16 protein-coding genes are annotated in these 16,798 nt (G+C 64.1%); 4 read left to right on the plus strand and 12 right to left on the minus strand.

The window, feature by feature from the left end; all coding sequences use genetic code 11:
* Positions 1-795: 795 nt before the first annotated feature.
* From UB31_RS01800 to lptF, 11 genes are all read right to left on the minus strand, one after another.
* The gene (locus UB31_RS01800) at positions 796-984 is read right to left on the minus strand and encodes a hypothetical protein (protein ID WP_245305931.1); all 189 of its coding nucleotides are present in this window, start codon (positions 982-984) and stop codon (positions 796-798) included.
* Between the two features lie 455 nt (positions 985-1,439).
* The gene (locus UB31_RS01805; RefSeq protein WP_045009586.1) at positions 1,440-2,144 is read right to left on the minus strand and encodes a Crp/Fnr family transcriptional regulator; all 705 of its coding nucleotides are present in this window, start codon (positions 2,142-2,144) and stop codon (positions 1,440-1,442) included.
* Positions 2,145-2,490: 346 nt separating this feature from the next.
* The gene (locus UB31_RS01810; protein ID WP_045000329.1) at positions 2,491-2,727 is read right to left on the minus strand and encodes a hypothetical protein; all 237 of its coding nucleotides are present in this window, start codon (positions 2,725-2,727) and stop codon (positions 2,491-2,493) included.
* 64 nt (positions 2,728-2,791) lie between these two features.
* Entirely contained in the window at positions 2,792-2,953 is a 162-nt protein-coding gene (locus UB31_RS01815; RefSeq protein ID WP_045000328.1) for a Flp family type IVb pilin, read from the minus strand.
* Positions 2,954-3,117: 164 nt separating this feature from the next.
* On the minus strand, positions 3,118-4,176 hold the full coding sequence (locus UB31_RS01820) for an alcohol dehydrogenase (protein WP_045009587.1): 1,059 nt from the start codon (positions 4,174-4,176) through the stop codon (positions 3,118-3,120).
* 24 nt (positions 4,177-4,200) lie between these two features.
* The gene (rsmA, locus tag UB31_RS01825; RefSeq protein WP_045009588.1) at positions 4,201-5,055 is read right to left on the minus strand and encodes a 16S rRNA (adenine(1518)-N(6)/adenine(1519)-N(6))-dimethyltransferase RsmA; all 855 of its coding nucleotides are present in this window, start codon (positions 5,053-5,055) and stop codon (positions 4,201-4,203) included.
* Entirely contained in the window at positions 5,055-6,068 is a 1,014-nt protein-coding gene (gene pdxA / locus UB31_RS01830; RefSeq protein ID WP_045009589.1) for a 4-hydroxythreonine-4-phosphate dehydrogenase PdxA, read from the minus strand. The genes rsmA and pdxA overlap by 1 nt, the downstream gene beginning before the upstream one ends.
* Positions 6,068-7,000, minus strand: a complete 933-nt coding sequence (locus UB31_RS01835; RefSeq protein ID WP_045009590.1) for a SurA N-terminal domain-containing protein — start codon at positions 6,998-7,000, stop codon at positions 6,068-6,070. Before UB31_RS01835 ends, pdxA begins: the two co-directional genes overlap by 1 nt.
* 68 nt (positions 7,001-7,068) lie before the next feature.
* Positions 7,069-9,567 (minus strand): LPS-assembly protein LptD, encoded by a 2,499-nt coding sequence (locus tag UB31_RS01840; protein WP_045009591.1) that lies wholly within the window; start codon positions 9,565-9,567, stop codon positions 7,069-7,071.
* Complete coding sequence (gene lptG, locus UB31_RS01845) at positions 9,567-10,664, minus strand: LPS export ABC transporter permease LptG (protein ID WP_045000317.1); 1,098 nt, start codon at positions 10,662-10,664, stop codon at positions 9,567-9,569. The genes UB31_RS01840 and lptG overlap by 1 nt, the downstream gene beginning before the upstream one ends.
* The gene (lptF, locus tag UB31_RS01850; RefSeq protein WP_045000316.1) at positions 10,661-11,830 is read right to left on the minus strand and encodes an LPS export ABC transporter permease LptF; all 1,170 of its coding nucleotides are present in this window, start codon (positions 11,828-11,830) and stop codon (positions 10,661-10,663) included. The genes lptG and lptF overlap by 4 nt, the downstream gene beginning before the upstream one ends.
* A 343-nt stretch (positions 11,831-12,173) precedes the next feature.
* On the opposite strand from lptF, the gene UB31_RS01855 reads away from it, so the two are divergent.
* The 3 genes from UB31_RS01855 (at position 12,174) to UB31_RS01865 (ending at position 14,793) form a co-directional block, all read left to right on the plus strand.
* Positions 12,174-13,673 carry a leucyl aminopeptidase gene (locus UB31_RS01855; RefSeq protein WP_045009592.1) on the plus strand — a complete coding sequence of 500 codons (1,500 nt, stop codon included), beginning with the start codon at positions 12,174-12,176 and terminating at the stop codon, positions 13,671-13,673.
* A gap of 6 nt (positions 13,674-13,679) precedes the next feature.
* On the plus strand, positions 13,680-14,132 hold the full coding sequence (locus UB31_RS01860) for a DNA polymerase III subunit chi (protein WP_045000313.1): 453 nt from the start codon (positions 13,680-13,682) through the stop codon (positions 14,130-14,132).
* Between the two features lie 166 nt (positions 14,133-14,298).
* Complete coding sequence (locus UB31_RS01865; protein WP_197087125.1) at positions 14,299-14,793, plus strand: hypothetical protein; 495 nt, start codon at positions 14,299-14,301, stop codon at positions 14,791-14,793.
* Positions 14,794-14,805: 12 nt separating this feature from the next.
* Here UB31_RS01865 and UB31_RS01870 read toward each other — a convergent pair whose 3' ends face one another.
* Positions 14,806-15,594, minus strand: a complete 789-nt coding sequence (locus UB31_RS01870; protein WP_045009593.1) for a class I SAM-dependent methyltransferase — start codon at positions 15,592-15,594, stop codon at positions 14,806-14,808.
* 207 nt (positions 15,595-15,801) lie between these two features.
* Here UB31_RS01870 and UB31_RS01875 point away from each other — a divergent pair, with 207 nt between their 5' ends.
* Positions 15,802-16,797, plus strand: coding sequence for an ABC transporter substrate-binding protein (locus tag UB31_RS01875; protein WP_045009594.1), 996 nt, complete (start codon positions 15,802-15,804; stop codon positions 16,795-16,797).
* The last annotated feature ends 1 nt before the right edge of the window (position 16,798 follow it).

Below are 16,798 nucleotides of genomic sequence, written 5' to 3' on the forward strand. Positions count from 1 at the left end.
CATTCTGCGCGGGGGAGTGTGGTGCGTGGCGAACAGGCGAGGGACCATGGCTCCGCGCTCTCGCGCCCCAATGGGCCGAGCTATGCTGCTTGGTTCGCACCCCCAAAGAATCAAAGGGCGCAGGGAAGACCGGGCGCTGGCTGGCACCCGCAAGTCCGTGCGCTACAGAAATGCACACGGTTTGGACTACAGGTGTAGCCGAACGCCCGGCCTTCCCTGCGCGGATGGTTTTAACGGTGTCCTTCGTGCTCTCCTCGGGGAGCGATGCACTATTGCCCCCGTCGCCTCACCGATGGCTGATGTGCGGGCCCGGTCGGGCCGCCACATCACCGCAAGACTTGACGCACAGGCTCCGGGCGTCAGGACCACACGACTTCTCCGTCCGCGGACGTCCTCGCCGGATCATCCGGGGCTCGCGTGTGCTCACCCCCGATGTCCGTTGAGGCCGCTGCAACCGCGCCGTGTCGTGCCGCGCGTGTGACAAGCTCACGGCGAACCGCCCCGCCGTCACACCTCGCGCCGACGCTGCCGCGTCCACCGCAACCCGGCCCGCATCTCGTGACGATCGCGAAACGCCCCTTTGACGGACCGAGGTGAGGGGTATATGCCATAAATCCGAAATTCGGAAAAGTGAAATGTTTTTGCGGCTGGGGATTGACGAGGTGTTTCGCCCGACGGGTCGGGTCAGCCTGCCTCGATCTCCGGAGCGCGCGTGAGCGCGAACCCGGAATCCATTTCTGCGTGCTGCGCACCCATCCTGGAATGACGGAGGAGGTGAGGTCGAACGGAGCGCGCCTACTTCCAGAACCGTGCGAGTGACAGCGCCAAAAGCCCGAGCACGGTGCTGATCAGACCCACGATCGCGTTGGATTGCGCGAACAGGCCCGTTTCAATGAAGATCTGGCCGGCGATGAAGAAGCAGATCGCGGCCAGCAACAGACAAGCGCAGCCGACGGCGATCGACAAATATCGTATCGCTTTCATGGCCAGAGCTGGTCTTGCGGGGAGTGCGGGGTCGCTCATGCAGGTCACAACGGCACGGTCGACGGGATGTTCCTTCGTCTCCGCGTACGGGAAGCGTCAGTCATTTGCGCAGCAATCCACCAGCGCGCGCCAGATGCGTTTGATTTCGACGGTCTTCTGAAGTTCGAGGACGTGGTTCGCGCTTGGCTGTGGGGATGTCAGCTCCGAGCGCATCTCTCGCGGCGCGATCCAGCGCTCGGATATAGGATCGTACCATTTGCCTGGATTGACCAAGTTAATGTCCCTTCGTGGGAGGCAAACGCGATGGAGGCTCGGAGTGTTCCAAAACAGGCCTGAAAAGATGAGTATCGCGGCGGCACGAAACGCTAGCGCTTCGGCATGTCGTCGACGGCTTCGAGCAAAGGCGGCGTCAGGGAGAACGGCGTCGTCATCGAAGGGGCTGATGGTCCTCCCCGTCAGAGCCCGCCCAGCACTTCCCCAAAATGCTTCTTCACCGCGCCGTTGCAGGCGCAGGCGCTGGCTTCGAGCGCCGGCGCGTCCAGGATCAGGATAGCGCCGCGTCGGGTCGCGAGGATGCGCCTCGCCTTGAACATCTGGATGACGCGGCTGGCATAGCTGCGGGAAACGCCGAGCATGCCGGCAAGCTGCTCGTGGGTGAGGGGGATCTCGTCGCCGCCGATATACTCCTGCGCGGCGATGATCCACTTGGCCGCGCGCTGCTCGATCGAATGCGCGGCGTTGCAGGCTGCGGTCTGAAGCAGCTGCGCGAACTGGCAGGCCGCGTAGCGCGCGAACAAATCCTGGAGGCTGGTCGATTTTTGCTGCGCCTGTTCGAGCGCGCGCAGCGGCAGGCGAACAACCGTGCCGCCAACCTTCACGACGATGCGTGAATAGGCGAGCGAGGGGCCGCGGCCAGCGGGAACGCCAACCGCGCCCTCGCGGCCGACCAGGAGGCTTTCGACCTCGCGATCGTCCTCGACCGGCACTGCGAACGACACGAAAGCGGGGCCGCAGGGGAAGTGGACGACGGCGATGCTGTCGCCGGCGTGATGCAGGATGTGGTTCGCAGGCAGCTCGACCGATTGCAGATGAGGCGCGAGCAGCTCGAAATCATGGGCGCTGAGCTTTTGAAGAAGCTCGTTCTGGGGCCGGCCGGTCACGCTTTTTATCTCTTACCAGGCCGGGAATCGGCACCGGAGAACTCTACGTTTCCGCAAAGGAACCGACGGTTCCAAAGTGCACACAAGGGCTTTTGATAAATCGAAAAGTTGGCGACGGACTGCCGCGTTGCATGCGGGCCACGCCTCGAACTCTGTTCACGTCCGGAGAACTACGGAAATCCGAATGCGAACGCTCTGTTCAGGAGTGAACATAAGGCGCGCGCGGATTGGATTAGCATCACGGCCGCCGAGTGCGCACCCCGTGCGCTCTGCCCGACGGACCGCCGGCCGATACCCACCCTACGCCGCCAGGCCGGCTGGTCCGAGGGGGCATCGCTTGCGGCCGCTATACAACGCGCGCTTCGCGCTCGGCCGACAGGCGGTTCGACGCCAAATGGTTTCGGTAGGCGTCGATCGCCCTGTTGGCGAGCATCAGCGGGCGGCGCTCGCCGGTTTTGAGCTGCGATTCGATGGCATCAAGGATGATGTTTGCGGACGCATCCGGCGAGCCGAGCTCGCCGCCCTTCTCGAGGAAGCTCCAGGCAATGAAGAACGCGCTTTCGACCGTGCAGCGGATGGACATGTGCTGCCAACGCGGTGCGGCCGCCCGCGTTCCGCGGGCGTCGTGCGCGTTGCGAAGGCGCGCTTTACTTCAGCGACGAGCTGATCGAACCGAACTTCAGCTTCAACGTCGAGCCCAGATTGTTGACCACGGCGATGATGGCCAGCGCGATGCCGGCGGCGATCAGACCGTACTCGATCGCGGTCGCGCCGGACTCGTCGGCCAGGAAGCGGCGAATGGTCTGCATGGTCTCACCAGGAATTTCGAAAGGGGAATTGACGAGGACTATAGTCCGCGGGTCATAGGTTCCCCTATTTGGAACCACGGCTTACGTCAATTTCGAGTTAATCGCGGATGAAAGCGCGGCGGCGAGCCACGCGTCTCACCGCCGTGAATTCGGTTCCTCGGCACTCAGTTCTTCAGCACGATGCGGCCGACCACCTTGCCGGCGCGGAGCTCCTCGATCCATTTCTGGACGTCGCCCATCGGCTCTTCCCGCATCGGCGTCGGCTTGATCTTGCCGGCGCGCGCGAGCGCCATCAGCTCCTTCGCCTCAGTGAGCGTGCCGACCATGAAGCCCTCGATGGTCATGCGCTTGTAGACCCATTGCACCATCGGCAGCGTGAACTGGCCGCCCATCAGGCCGGACACCACGATCTTGCCGCCGCGCGCGGCGACCGCGACCGCAAACGCCATCGACTTCTCGTTGCCGGCGAAATCGACGATCTCGTCAAAGCCGCCTTCGGTCTCCTTCAGTATGCGCTTGATCACGTCAGGCTCGGATGGATCGTAGGCAACAGCGGCGCCGTTCCTCAACGCGGTGTCGCGCGCGGCCGGGCTGAGATCGGCGACCGTGATCGGCTGCTTGAACATGGCTTGCGCGAACGACAGGCCCATCATGCCAACGCCGCCCAAGCCAATCAGCAGGATGTTGCGCTGGCGCGGACGATCGACCAGGCGCTTGAGCGCGCCGTAGGCGGTGACGCCCGAGCACATCAGGGTCGCGGCCTGGTTGACGGGCAGGGGATCGTAGTCGAGCAAATATTTCGCGTCAGGCACCAGTACGTGGGTGGCAAAACCGCCGTCGATGGAGACGCCGAGGAAGCGCTGCTTCACACAGAGATTCTCGTCGCCCTTGGCGCAGTCGCGACACTGGCCGCAGCCGATCCAGGGAAACACGGCCTTCTTGCTCCCGACGAGACCCGCCGGTACGTCGGGGCCGACTTCGTCGACGATTCCTGCGATCTCGTGGCCGAGCGTGAAAGGCAGCGTCATACCGCGCGTGGTGTCGAGCTTCTTGCCGCCGCCGAGATCGGCATAGCCGTCCTGGATGTGCAGATCGGAATGGCAGAGGCCGCATCGCTCGATGCGCACCAGCACCTCGCGTCCTTGCGGCTTCGGCGTGTCGACGATGGTCTCGCACAGCGGCGCATCGAACTTGACCAGGGACTGCCGACGCATCAACGCCATATTCCTTCCTCCGAAATTTCTTTCTCAACTCTCGCTGCGTATATCGGCCAATTCACGCGCCATGGCAACAAAGCCTGCGATCGGAATGGTCTCGGCGCGCCGCGTCGCATCGACGCCTGCGGCCGCAGCAAGCCGGGCCGGATCGACGCCCAGCGATTTCAGGCTCTGGCGCAGCATTTTCCTGCGCTGGCCGAAGGCAGCGGCTGCGACCTGTTCGAGCAGTTTTCGATCGCAGGGAAGCGGGTTTGCGCGCGGCACCAGACGCACGACGGAAGACGTGACCTTCGGCGGCGGCACGAAGGCGGACGGCGAAATGTCGAACAGGATCTTCGTCTCGCAGCGCCAGTTTGCGAGCACGCCGAGCCGGCCATAGGCCTCTTCGTCTTCGCGCGCGACGATGCGTTCACCGACCTCGCGCTGAAACATCAAGACCATCATCTCGTACCAGGGGGGCCACGGCTCGGTGGTGAGCCAGCCGATCAGCAGATGGGTCGCGATGTTGTAGGGCAAATTGGCGACGATCTTGGCCTTGTCGCCTGCGAGCAGCGGGCGCGGATCAAAGGTCATGGCATCGCCATGCACGATCTCGAGCCGGCCGGGATAGCGCGCGGAAATATCCTGCAATGCCGGGATCGCGCGCTCGTCATGCTCGATCGCGATGACGCGTTTGGCGCCGAGCGCGAGCAAGGCGCGCGTCAGGCCGCCGGGACCCGGGCCGATCTCGACGATGGTGGAATCTTCGAGCGGTGCTGCGGCGCGCGCGATGCGGGCGGTGAGATTGAGGTCGAGCAGGAAATTCTGGCCGAGCGATTTGCGGGCCGACAGAGCGTGCTGGCGAATGACCTCGCGAAGCGGCGGGAGGTCGTCGATCGCGCTCATCAGCTTTTTGCAGCCGCCATGCGGCTGGCGAGCCTCAAGGCTGCGATCAGGCTGGCCGGATTGGCTTTGCCGGTGCCGGCGATGTCGAACGCGGTGCCGTGATCGGGCGAGGTGCGGATGAAGGGCAGGCCGAGCGTGACGTTGACGGCGTCGTCGAAGGCGACCGTCTTGATCGGGATCAGCGCCTGGTCGTGATACATGCAGACCGCGCAGTCATAGGTGTTGCGGGCAGCCTCGTGGAACATGGTGTCTGCGGGCAGCGGCCCTTTCGCATCGATGCCGTAATTGCGCAGCGTCTTGAGCGCCGGCGCGATCACGGTCTGCTCCTCATGGCCGAGCGAGCCGTCTTCGCCGGCATGCGGGTTGAGGCCCGAGATAGCGATGCGCGGCCGGGCGATGCCGAAGCGGGATTTCAGTTCAGTGGCAACGATGCGCACGGTCGAGACGATCAGCTCGCTCGTGAGCTGGCTCAACGCCTCGCGCAGGGATACGTGGATCGTTACCGGCACGACGGCAAGCCGCGGCGACCACAGCATCATCACCGGCTGCGGCACGCGGCCATCCTGCTCGGCGAGCTCGGCAAGGAATTCGGTGTGGCCGGGATGACGAAAGCCGGCGCGATAGAGCACGCTCTTGGCGATCGGATTGGTGACGACGGCGCCGGCGTGCCCCGTGTGGACGTCGGCGACCGCCTGGCGGATCGAGGCGAGCGCAGCTGGTGCGCTCGATCCATCGGGCTTGCCGGGCAGGGCGGTCGCGCGCTCGCCGGTCGCAACCACGGGCAGGGCGTCTGCGAAGGCAGCCTCGGCCTCGCTGGCGCTCACCGAGGCAATCCTGATGTCGGTGCCGAGCGTTTTGGCGCGCTGCGCGAGCAGCGCCTCGTCGCCGAGCAGATAGAAAGCGGGCAGGTTCAATTCGCGGCGCCTGAGCCAGGCTGCGATGGTGATGTCGGGGCCGATGCCGGCGGGCTCTCCCAGCGTCAAGGCGAGGGGCTTTGCGGGAGTGGTGGCCATCAGCGGTTGCGATATTCGATCATCGCCGCCTTGCGGATCTCTTCGAGATAGGCCTTCTGGGTCTTCTCGTATTTCTCCGAGTACATCTTCTCGCGGATCTCGCGCTTCTTCGGCGTGTCGATCGTGGTCGGCTTGCGCGCGCACAGCACGACCATCTCGATGCCCTGCTTGGTCACCTCGGGTGCGGTCAGATGGCCGATCGGCGTGTCGTCGAGCACCTTGCGCAGCGCCTCGGGCAGGTCCGCAGTCGTCTTGGTGACGCTCTCGCGGATGGTGGCGTTCGGGGTCGAGCGGAACAGCGAATTGGCCTCATCGCAACTGGTCACGCGCGCGCGGTAGGTCTCGGCTTCCTTCTGCCGCGTCTCCAGGAAGGCTGGGGGCGATCCGCGCGGCACGATCAGCACGATCGGCTGCATCTTGTATTCGGTGCCGTCGATCTGAAGCTTTTCGTTGCCCTCAGCCTTGACCTTGTCGGCGACGTCCTTCTCGCCGACCATCAGCTTCTCCTTGTAGCGGCCGCGAACGAGGCTGGTCCAAACCATCTCGGCCTTCATGCGGCCCTTCAGGGTTTCGGGGCGGACACCCTTGACCTCGAGCGACTTGGTGAGCTGCTCCGGCGAGATGCGCATGCGCTGCGCCATGCCCTCGTAAGACTGGTTGATGTCGGAGACGCCGGGATCGACGCCGTACTTCTTGCCTTCCTTGATCTTCACCCTGTCGTCGATCAGCTCGTTGATGACGTCCTGCCGGCCCGGGGTCTTCTGCGTCGTGAGCTGATCGAGCTTGGAGCGCTGCTCGATGTCGAAATCGGTGATGGGATCGCCGTTGACCATGACGACAATGTTCTGCGCCCGTGCCGGCGCGCCGGCCAGGATCAGGACTGCGCCGAGGACGAGAAGGAGGAAGCGGAAGACAGGCATTGGGGTCGTCATGATTGTCGCTCGTATGTCAGCCGCGATGAGCCTGCGATCGGAATCACGCGGCCGTCACTTCAAACCGTTCACTGGAAGCCGCCGGCGGAACTGCTGGTCGTCGACGTCTGTGCGATCGTGCGCAGGCCGATCTGGAACATGAACGCGTGGCTCAGCACGGGCGGCGTGGTCCCCGCAGAATAGCTATACGAAGTTACATAGTTCGCCGCCAGCACGAAGCAATCGTCGACATAACCGGCGCCGAGCACATATTGGTTGATCTTGTTGGCCTCGAGGTCCCAGCGCGCCGAGCCCGTCACCACCCAGTTGGTCGCGAGCTTGATCGAGCCCGACGTCAGGATGCCCTCGCGGCGCGTCAGATAGCCGAGTTCCGGCTGCGGCGCGTAATTGCCGTACATCATGCTGACTGACCAGCGATTGAAATTGGCGCGGCCTTCCGCCTCGAAGCGCTGGATGTTCCAGGTCTGCTCGTCCATGCGGGAGCGGACGCTGAACGTATAGGTGCTGTTCGGCGAGTAGGCGACGCTGGCGACGTAATCGGAGCGCGGCTTGTCGAGGCCGGAATCCACGCCGGTATTGATGGAGTCCTGAACCGCGTAGGAGTTCATGCCGAACAGCTGGTAGGACTGCCCGAACAGCACCTTGACGGCACCGCCCCTGTCGAACTGCGTGGTGGCCTGCACGCCGACATTGGCGCGGCCGCCGCCCTCGACGCGGTCGTAGCCGGAGAACTTGTCGACGCTGAACAGGTTCGATGTGTCGAACACCATGCTCTGCGCATCCTCGTTCGGGAGCTTGCCGGCATAGGTCTCGTTCGGCCGGATGATGATCTGCGCGATCGGCTCGATGGTGGTCGAGCCCCAGGGCTGAACGTTGATGAAGGGATAGCGGTATTCGAGGCCGACGGTCGGCATCAGGCGGAACGCCTGGGTGTCGCCGACCGGCAGGTAGTTCGACACGCCCGGCTGGTTGGAGACATCCGAGTTGATCGCATCGGCGCGAAGGATCGCGAACGGCGTCCAGATTTCTCCGAACGGATCGGTGAAGGACTTGCGCCACTGCGCTTCCGCCGTCAGGCGGGTGTAGGTGCCGGGGAAGCCGCGCAACAGGCACTGCGACGGCGTGCGCGCGAGCGGATCAGCCGACGTCGTCGTGCACAGGCTGTTGGTATTGGCCGCCGTCGTGATCGGATCGAACACGGCGTCGTTACGTGTCAAATTGACGAAGTTGGTCTTGTAGGAGACTTCGCCGCCGAAGATCGGATAGTTGAGCACGTTCGAGTAGTCGATCACGGGATAGACGACCGGGACCTGCTGCTGGTTGCCCGAGAAGCTCAGCCAGTACATCGTGCGCGCGTCGAAGAAGCTGCGATTGCCGACGCCGGTCAGATAGAGCTGCGACAGCGCATCCGTCGGCAGGTTCAGGAACGAGCCGAGCGGATCGCGGTATGCCGACAGGCGGTAATCCGACATGAAATAATAGTCGGAGAGGATGACGCCGTCCCAGCCCCAGACCCATTTGTCGTTCAGCGCGAACTGGCCCTTGGTCTCGACGCCGCCGCGGAACTGGCGGTCGCCCGGCTGGCCGGCGAAATTGTCGGGGTTGAGCTGGTCGATGCCGTAGACGCGAACCTGATAGGCGCCGTCCATCAGGCGCTGGCGGAACTCGGCCTGGAACAGCACGCCCTGCTTGGAGGTGATGCGCGGGCTGAAGGTCGCGTCCATGTCGGGCGCGATCGCCCAGTAGAACGGGACTTCGACGCCGTAGCCGAACGCCGTGTAGGAGGTGAAGCCCGGCATCAGGAAGCCGGTCTTGCGCTTCACGGTCGGGTCGGGCGTCGAGAAATACGGCATGTAGGCGAGCGGCACGCCGAAGAATTCGAGCTGCGCCGTCTCGAAATACAGCATCTTCTCCTGCTGGTCGTGGATGATGCGGGCACCCTTGACCTGCCAGAGCGGCGGTTTCTTCGGATCGTCCTTACACGGCGCGCAGGCCGTGTAGACGCCGTTCTCGAACACCGTGTAGTTGCCGCTGGAGCGGTCGGCGCGGGTCGCGGCCATGCGGGTCTGGTCGGCGGTGTCCACGCGCAGCGAATCCACGAAACCGTCGCGGTAGTCGTCGGAGAGATCCATGATCTCGGCATAGGTGATCTTGCCGTCGGCATCCGTCATGCGGATGTTGCCTTCGGCATGGAGCCGCTTGGTCTTCTGGTCGTAGATGACCCTGTCGGCCTCGACGCTGGTGCCGTTGTAGAACATCTGCACGTTGCCGACTGCCGAGACGCGCGAATTGTTGTAGTCGTAATCGACCTCGGTCGCCTGCACGAGCATCTGCCCGTCATTGGCGGCCTTCGGCGGTTTCGGACGTGGCGGCAGCGGATTGTAGGTGAAGCTCTGGGCGGCGGCCGGCGTCACCGCGGCAAGATCGATCATGCCGCCGAGCGATGCGACAGCAGCGAGCGCGAGCAGGATATTGCGGATCTTGCGCGTAGACAAACCAAACCCGTTCGCGCGCACGAGGGTGCGCAACGCCAAACCAGACACGGGTCCGCGGCGGACGGCCGTCACTATCCGTCCTCCTGATACAGCAAGGCCAAAAAGCCGGTGAGGCCGCCCACCACCACGGGCAACCACGCCGCAGCGATCGGATGCATCAACTCAGCCTTGCTCAAGTCTTCAGTCACTTTCGACAAAACGTAGAGCAGAAAGCCTGCGCCCACGCCACTCAAAACCATCTTCTGTACGCCGCCCATCCGGAAGAAGCGCAACGACACGGAGGCCGCGAGCATCACCATGGCGGCGAGCAAAAACGGCTGTGCCAGAAGCTTGTGATACTGGAGTCGATATCCGGCTGTCGCGAAGCCCGAACTCTCGGAGGAGCGGATGTAGCTCGGTAGTTGCCAAAAGGACACAGTTTCGGGTGTGGAAAAGCTGTTGCGGACCTGCGCCTCTGTCAGCGTCGTCGGAATCTCCAGGCTGGCCTGGTCGACCGGCGGCGCGTCGAGCGAGAAGCGGCGCACACCCCTGAACAGCCAATGGCCGGATTCGAGGGTCGCCTCGCGCGCCTCGATCCGCTCCTTGAAGTGCTGCTCTGTGTCAAACCGGAACAGCGTCAGTCCGGTCAGTCGGACGCCCTGCTGCTCGCTGCGCGCTGCGTTGATGATGGTCTGGCCGTCGTTGGTCACCTGGTTGAGCCAGAAGCCCGAGGCGTCCTGGATGCCGCCGCCGGGCGCCGAGCCAAACAGCTCCGCTTCCATGCGCTTGGAGAGCTCGCGCAAATTCGCCGACATCGGATTGTAGGCGACGGTGGCGATCACCCCGATCAGGAGCGCGCTGCCGAGCGCCGGCGAGATGAATTGCCAGGCCGAGATGCCGGCGGCGCGCGCGACTACGAGCTCGAGCCGGCGGGAGAGGGCGAGATAGCAGGTCATGGCGCCGATCAGCATGCAGAACGGCGTCAGCTTCTCCAGCAGTTGCGGCACGCGGAACAGCGAGGTCTCGGCCACCATGATCGCGGAGGCGGACGCAAGGCCTGAGGTCTTGCGCACCATCTCGATGTAGTCGACCAGCACCAGCAGCAGGAAAATGCTCGCGAACACGCCGAGCGCGGCGACCACGAAGCGGCCTGCGAAATAGCGCCCGAGTGTGTTGGTGAGCATGCTCATGCGGTGGCCGGCCGTCCGAACAGCCGCGCGATGCGCGCGTTCGATCTGTTGATGGCCTCGATCAGGCCGGACGGCGGTTCGACCACGACGCCGCCGACGATCAACCACATGCCGACGCCGATCGCTGTCGCCAGCATCGCATATTGCACGGCGGCTGCGAACGGCGACTTCACCGCCATCACCGAGCAGGCAAATCCGGCCATGCGCAGGCCGAACACTGCGATCACCGAGCCGCCGATCGAGAAGTTGCGGCTCTGGCGCGTGGTGCGCGGCGCGCCGAGGAAGGCGAAGGTCAGCGCCGCAAATGCAAACGGATAGAGCGGCGCCATCAGGCGATCATGCAGCTCGGACCAGAACTGGCCGGGGACCGCCTTGTAGACCGGGTCGTCGTCGGACGGCGAGAACAGCTCCCAGAGATAGCGCTCGCGGATGCCGAGGGTGACGTCGTGCCCCTGGTTGGAGAACTTCGACATGTCGAAGCCGTAGCGGCCGAACGCCACCAGCGCCGGGTCGCGCTTGCCCGCCTCGAAGCGCTGGAGATTGCCGTCCTTGAGAATCAGGAACGATCCGTTCTCGTTCTTCACGACCTCGCCGTGCTCGGCGACGATCGAGACGCGCTCATTCGGATCGCGGCGGTCGTCGATGAAGATGCCGGCAAGGATGCCGCCGGGCTGGCGTTCGCGGATCCGGATCGTGAGGTTCTTGTCGAGCTGGGCGAAGCGGCCGGGCTGGAGGATGTTGGTGAGCACGTCGGCGGTGATCTCGGCGTCCCATTGCTTGATCCGCCGCATGCCGTCGGGGGCGAGGTAGGCCGAGATGAAGGCGACCAGCAGCGCCACCACGCAGGTGGCGTAGAAGAACGGATAGAACAGCCGGAACGGCGAGAAGCCGGCGGCATTCATCACGATGATCTCGGAATCGGTCGCGAGCTTGTTCAGCGTGTGCGAGATCGCGATCATCAGCGCGATCGGCGAGATGATCAGGACCAGCGCCGGGATGACGAGGCTGGTGATGCCGAGGAAGGTCAGGATGGTCTGACCCTGGCTCGTCATGAGGTCGATGCCGCGCAACGCCTGCGTAATCCAGATCACGCCGGTGAGGCTGACCAGGACGAGCGCAAACGACGCCAGCGTCGTGCGGAAGATATACCTATCGATTGACCCCATGCGCTACCGCACGAATCCCCACCAAAGCCCCAATGCAGTCCCCGGAATTTCTGGCTGTCCGACCCATCCCGGAAAGGGAGCCCCAGGGTCGTTGCAGCCATCTCGTCCGCCGTTCACTTTCTCACTACCATCCCTTTGATCCGTCAACAAAATGGCTGCCCCGTGGCGCCGTCAATATATGGTTAATATTTCCCTCGTTGTGGCGTTCGCGCCACGGGCGGTGCTTGGCATCGGCCGTGCCTGTGGCCCATAGTGTGGAAAGTCCAGTGAATCGCCGTTCAGCTCCGACCTTTGGCCGGGATCGCCGACCGGCAAAAAGTCCCATGTTCTTGAGGAGTTACCCATGTCCGATGCCATCAAGGTCGGCTTCGTCCCGTTGGCTTCCGCCGCCCGTGGCATCCTGATCGTGTTCTGTGACGAGGGCCTGAAGCTGGGACCGGCGACGGCGAAGGCGCTGGGCGGTGCTGGCGAGCTTGTGAAGCGGGCAGCCGCCACCGCCTCATTCAAAGGTAAAAGCGGAGCAGCCCTGGACATCCTGGCCCCCGAGGGTCTGAAGGCAGAGCGCCTGATCGTGATCGGGACCGGGAAGGCGTCAGCCTTGAAGGCGAACGATTTCCTCAAATTCGGCGGCATGGCGGCGAGCAAGCTCAAGACGGGTTCCGCGGCCATGACCATCATGGCGGAACTGCCCGACGGCGCCATGACGAGCGAGCAGGCGGCTGCGATCGCCTCGGGCCTGCGGCTGCGCCTCTACAAGTTCGACCGCTATAAGACGAGGAAGAAGGACGGCGAGGAGGGCGGCTTGCGCGCCGACATCTCGCTGGCAGTTGGTGATGCGGCTTCGGCGAAAAAGGCCTTCGCCTCGGCCGGCGCAATTGTCGACGGCGTCATCATCGCGCGCGACCTCGTCAACGAGCCGCCGAACGTGCTCTACCCCGAGGAGTTCGCACGGCGCGCCAGTCAGCTCCGCAAGCTCGGCGTCAAGATCGAAGTGCTCGACGTCAAGGCGATGCAGAAGCTCGGCATGGGCGCGCTGCTTGGCGTCGGCCAGGGTTCGGCGCGGCCGAGCCGCACCGTGATCATGCGCTGGGACGGCGGCAAAAAGGGCGAGGCGCCGGTCGCCTTCGTCGGCAAGGGTGTCTGCTTCGACACCGGCGGCATCTCGATCAAGCCGGCCGGCAGCATGGAGGACATGAAGGGTGACATGGGGGGAGCGGCCTGCGTCGTCGGCCTGATGCATGCGCTCGCGGCGCGCAAAGCCAAGGCCAATGTGGTCGGCGCCATCGGCCTCGTCGAGAACATGCCCGACGGCAACGCGCAGCGGCCGGGCGACATCGTGACTTCGATGTCGGGCCAGACCATCGAGATCATCAACACCGATGCGGAAGGCCGTCTCGTGCTGGCCGACGTGCTCTGGTACGTCGCCAAGAAGACGAAGCCGAAATTCATGGTCGATCTGGCGACGCTGACCGGCGCGATCGTGGTCGCGCTCGGCACCGAGCATGCCGGCATGTTCTCCAACAATGACGAGCTTGCCGACCGGCTGCTGACGGCCGGTATCGAGAGCGGAGAAAAGGTCTGGCGCCTGCCGCTCGGCCCCGAATACGACAAGCTGATCGACTCCCAGTTCGCCGACATGAAGAACACCGGCGGCCGCCATGGCGGCTCGATCACCGCGGCGCAGTTCCTCCAGCGCTTCGTCGACGGCACGCCCTGGGCGCATCTCGACATTGCCGGCACCGCGATGGGCGCGCCGAAGACCGAGATCAACCAGAGCTGGGCTTCCGGCTATGGCGTCCGCCTTCTTGATCGACTGGTTGCGGATCACTACGAGCGCAAATGACCTGAAATGACTGAGGTGCTGTTCTACCATCTGCAAAACATGACGGTTGAGAACGTCTTGCCGCCGCTTCTCGAGAAATCGCTGGAGCGGGGCTGGCGCGTCGTTGTGCAGTCGACTTCGCCGGAACGCGCCGATGCGCTGGACGCGCATCTGTGGACTTATCGCGACGATTCCTTCCTGCCCCACGCGACATGGCGCGTGACCGATGCCGCCGACCAGCCGATCGTGCTGGCGATCGAGGAGGACAATCCGAACGGCGCCAATGTCCGCTTCCTGGTCGACAACGCCGCGCTGCCGCAGGACTGCCAGAGCTACGAGCGCATGGTGCTGCTGTTCAACGGCGAGGATCCGGACGCACTTGCCTTGGCCCGCAGCACCTGGACGGATTGCAAGACGCGCGGATTTGAGGTCACCTATTGGCAGGCCGACGAACGGGGCCGGTGGCAGCGGCGGAATTAGCGGTCGTTTGCAATTAATGATAATTTGTACTTTCGACGGCAAGCTGGTTTCGGTCACCTTCGTGCCGCAAAGTGATGTTGGGACAATCGCTTAGGACTGGTCCTTCAGGCGGGGAATGTAGTTTATCGTGCGACACCAAAAGCTTCCAAAGTCGCTCATAGTTGCGTTGGCCGCTGTCGCGCCGCTGATCGCGGGCTGCTCGGGCGGAACCGATCTGCTGTCGAAGGACGCCGAATGGTTCAACAAGCCGAGCCGCCTGTTCATCAAGAACATCTCGATCGAGTCGCCGCCGCTGACCCCCGACAAGCCAGTGGGGGCTGAAGATCTCGTCAGCGCCGATGGCGCATGCCCCGGCATGGCACCGCCTCCTGGGCCGGCTGACGCCAACGCGTCGACCACGGCGCCCGCGGCCATGGGCGGCACGGTCGCGCTCGGCCACACCGAATGCGACGTGGTGCGCGGCATCGGCGCGCCCTCGAACGTCAATCTCTCCGGTGATGCCGCCGGCCGGCGCGTCGCGGTGGTTACCTGGAACACGGGTCCACGCGCGGGCATCTACACGTTTACATCCGGCCGTCTGTCCTCGATCGAGGGCACGCCGGAGGCGCCGGTTGTTCCGAAGCCGGTGAAGCCGAAGGCGAAGAAGAAAGCGGCGACGTAAAGGCCGCACGCATCAAGCGGCCTTTCGTCCCTTGATCGCCGTCGACCAGGCGTGAACCGTGATCTCTCCGGTCGCGCTTGCCGGCAGTCTGTCCTTCAGTCGGCGTTTCAGCTCCGCGCTCTCCGCATCCGACAGTTTCCCGACGATTCCGCTCGGGCTGCTCACGACCATGGATAGCCAATAATCGTCGAAGTCAGCGAAGGTGCGTTCGACGACAAGCTCGCGCGTCTCGACATCGCGGATGCCGAGCTCCGCCCAAAGCGCCTTCAGCGCTGCGAAACGCGAGACCTCCGCGCTCGGCGGACGTGCGGCCGGTTTGCCCATCGCGTCTATCTCCTCCCACAAATGCTGCGTAGGGGTGCCGCCGCGCATGACGTCCCAAGTGTAGGACGCGACAATGCCGCCGGGCTTGGTGACGCGGAGCATTTCCGAGGCGCCCGTGCGCGGGTCGGGGACGAAGAACAGCACCAGCGCCATCACCGCGACGTCGAAGCGGTTGGCGTCGTAGGGAAGGGCCATCGCATCGCCAATCGACAGCTCGACCTGCTTTGCCGAGAACTTTTGGCGTGCAGTCTCAATTTGTGCGTCTGAGGGATCGATCGCGCAGACGGATGAAGGCGCGGACTTCGCAAGAATGAGCTCAGTGAACGCGCCGTTGCCGGCACCGACATCAACCCAGGCCTGTCCGGAGCCCGGCGCCAGCCAGTCGAGGAAAAGAGTCCCGGCCGAACGGCTCCAGGGCGCCATGAAGCGCTCGTAAGCCGCGCCATCGGTGAATTTGATCGGTTCGGGTGACGACATCTGAGATCTCCCCTAAAAATGACCTATCCAAATATCCTTGGGGCCGAAAAGGCCGGTCCCTGTTTCGTAGCATGGTGCCGCGCGGCGCGCGACGGGCCGCAGCAAATTTGCCCAGCCTGACATTTTCCGATGTGCAACACGGCTTGCATCTATCGAATGCCGCGCCCGGACGGTTACAGTGCTGCCATACGCTATTGGGGACGGGGCATGAGACGGCGCGAATTCATTGCCGGATTAACGGCTACTGTGGCCGCGCCGCCGGGCGCGCGAGGGCAGCCGGCCAAACAGGTACGCCGTGTCGGCGTGCTCGTCGGCCTTGCGGCAAACATCGATGTGCCGGTGGCAAAGGCCTTCCTCAAGCCGTTCCGCGAGGCCATGGGAAAAGTGGGCTGGGTCGAGGACGGCAATGTCCACATCGACTACCGCTTCGGCGGCGCGTTGTCCGATCTTGCCAACACGCGTGCGTCCGCCGCTGAGCTCGTGGCGTTGGCGCCCGAGGTGATCTATGCCCAGGGCTTGCCGGCGACGCTGGCGCTGCGGCAGCAGACCACGACGATTCCGATCGTGTTCACGCAGGTGATCGATCCGGTCGGCTTCAAGCTTGCCGACAGCCTCGGACATCCCGGCGGCAACATCACCGGCTTCGTCACCTGGGATTTCGAGATCGGCGGCAAATGGATGCAGCTGTTGCGCGAGCTTGCTCCGAAACTTGCCCGCGTAGCGATCCTCTTCAATCCGGATACCGCGCCTTATGCGCCAGGCATTGTCGCCGCGGCGAGGGATGCTGCATCCGGAGTAGAGGTGGTCGAGATGCGGACGCATAATGACGGCGAGACCGAAGCACAGCTCGAGGCGCTCGGCCGCACGCCGAACAGCAGCCTGCTCGTCATTCCAGAACCCTTCACCAACGGGCATCGCGACCACATCGTTGCCCAATGCGCGCGCTTTCGCGTGAACGCCCTGAATTCCGTGTTGGGCGCCGTCGATGGCGGGGCGCTGATGTCTTACACATTCGTCTGGGACGAGCTTGTCAGCGCGCCCGTCGACTATATCGATCGCATTCTGAAAGGGGCCTCGCCGCACGATCTACCGATTCAGGCGCCCCACCGTTACGAGCTGGTCATCAATCTGAAGACGGCCAAGGCGCTCGGCGTCGATGTGCCGCCCGTGCTGCTCGCTCGTGCCGATCGCGTCATCGAGTAGT

Source organism: Bradyrhizobium sp. LTSP849 (assembly GCF_000938255.1).
In the GTDB taxonomy this organism is placed as follows: domain Bacteria; phylum Pseudomonadota; class Alphaproteobacteria; order Rhizobiales; family Xanthobacteraceae; genus Bradyrhizobium.

Excerpts from the sequence above, each read along its gene's own strand:
- UB31_RS01875 (WP_045009594.1), top strand. The coding sequence starts at position 15,802 with ATGAGACGGCGCGAATTCATTGCCGGATTAACGGCTACTGTGGCCGCG.
- pdxA (WP_045009589.1), bottom strand. The coding sequence starts at position 6,068 with ATGGCCACCACTCCCGCAAAGCCCCTCGCCTTGACGCTGGGAGAGCCC.
- lptF (WP_045000316.1), bottom strand. The coding sequence starts at position 11,830 with ATGGGGTCAATCGATAGGTATATCTTCCGCACGACGCTGGCGTCGTTT.
- UB31_RS01815 (WP_045000328.1), bottom strand. The coding sequence starts at position 2,953 with ATGCAGACCATTCGCCGCTTCCTGGCCGACGAGTCCGGCGCGACCGCG.
- UB31_RS01835 (WP_045009590.1), bottom strand. The coding sequence starts at position 7,000 with ATGACGACCCCAATGCCTGTCTTCCGCTTCCTCCTTCTCGTCCTCGGC.
- UB31_RS01800 (WP_245305931.1), bottom strand. The coding sequence starts at position 984 with ATGAAAGCGATACGATATTTGTCGATCGCCGTCGGCTGCGCTTGTCTG.
- UB31_RS01860 (WP_045000313.1), top strand. The coding sequence starts at position 13,680 with ATGACTGAGGTGCTGTTCTACCATCTGCAAAACATGACGGTTGAGAAC.
- UB31_RS01870 (WP_045009593.1), bottom strand. The coding sequence starts at position 15,594 with ATGTCGTCACCCGAACCGATCAAATTCACCGATGGCGCGGCTTACGAG.
- UB31_RS01820 (WP_045009587.1), bottom strand. The coding sequence starts at position 4,176 with ATGGCGTTGATGCGTCGGCAGTCCCTGGTCAAGTTCGATGCGCCGCTG.
- lptG (WP_045000317.1), bottom strand. The coding sequence starts at position 10,664 with ATGAGCATGCTCACCAACACACTCGGGCGCTATTTCGCAGGCCGCTTC.
- rsmA (WP_045009588.1), bottom strand. The coding sequence starts at position 5,055 with ATGAGCGCGATCGACGACCTCCCGCCGCTTCGCGAGGTCATTCGCCAG.
- UB31_RS01810 (WP_045000329.1), bottom strand. The coding sequence starts at position 2,727 with ATGTCCATCCGCTGCACGGTCGAAAGCGCGTTCTTCATTGCCTGGAGC.
- UB31_RS01855 (WP_045009592.1), top strand. The coding sequence starts at position 12,174 with ATGTCCGATGCCATCAAGGTCGGCTTCGTCCCGTTGGCTTCCGCCGCC.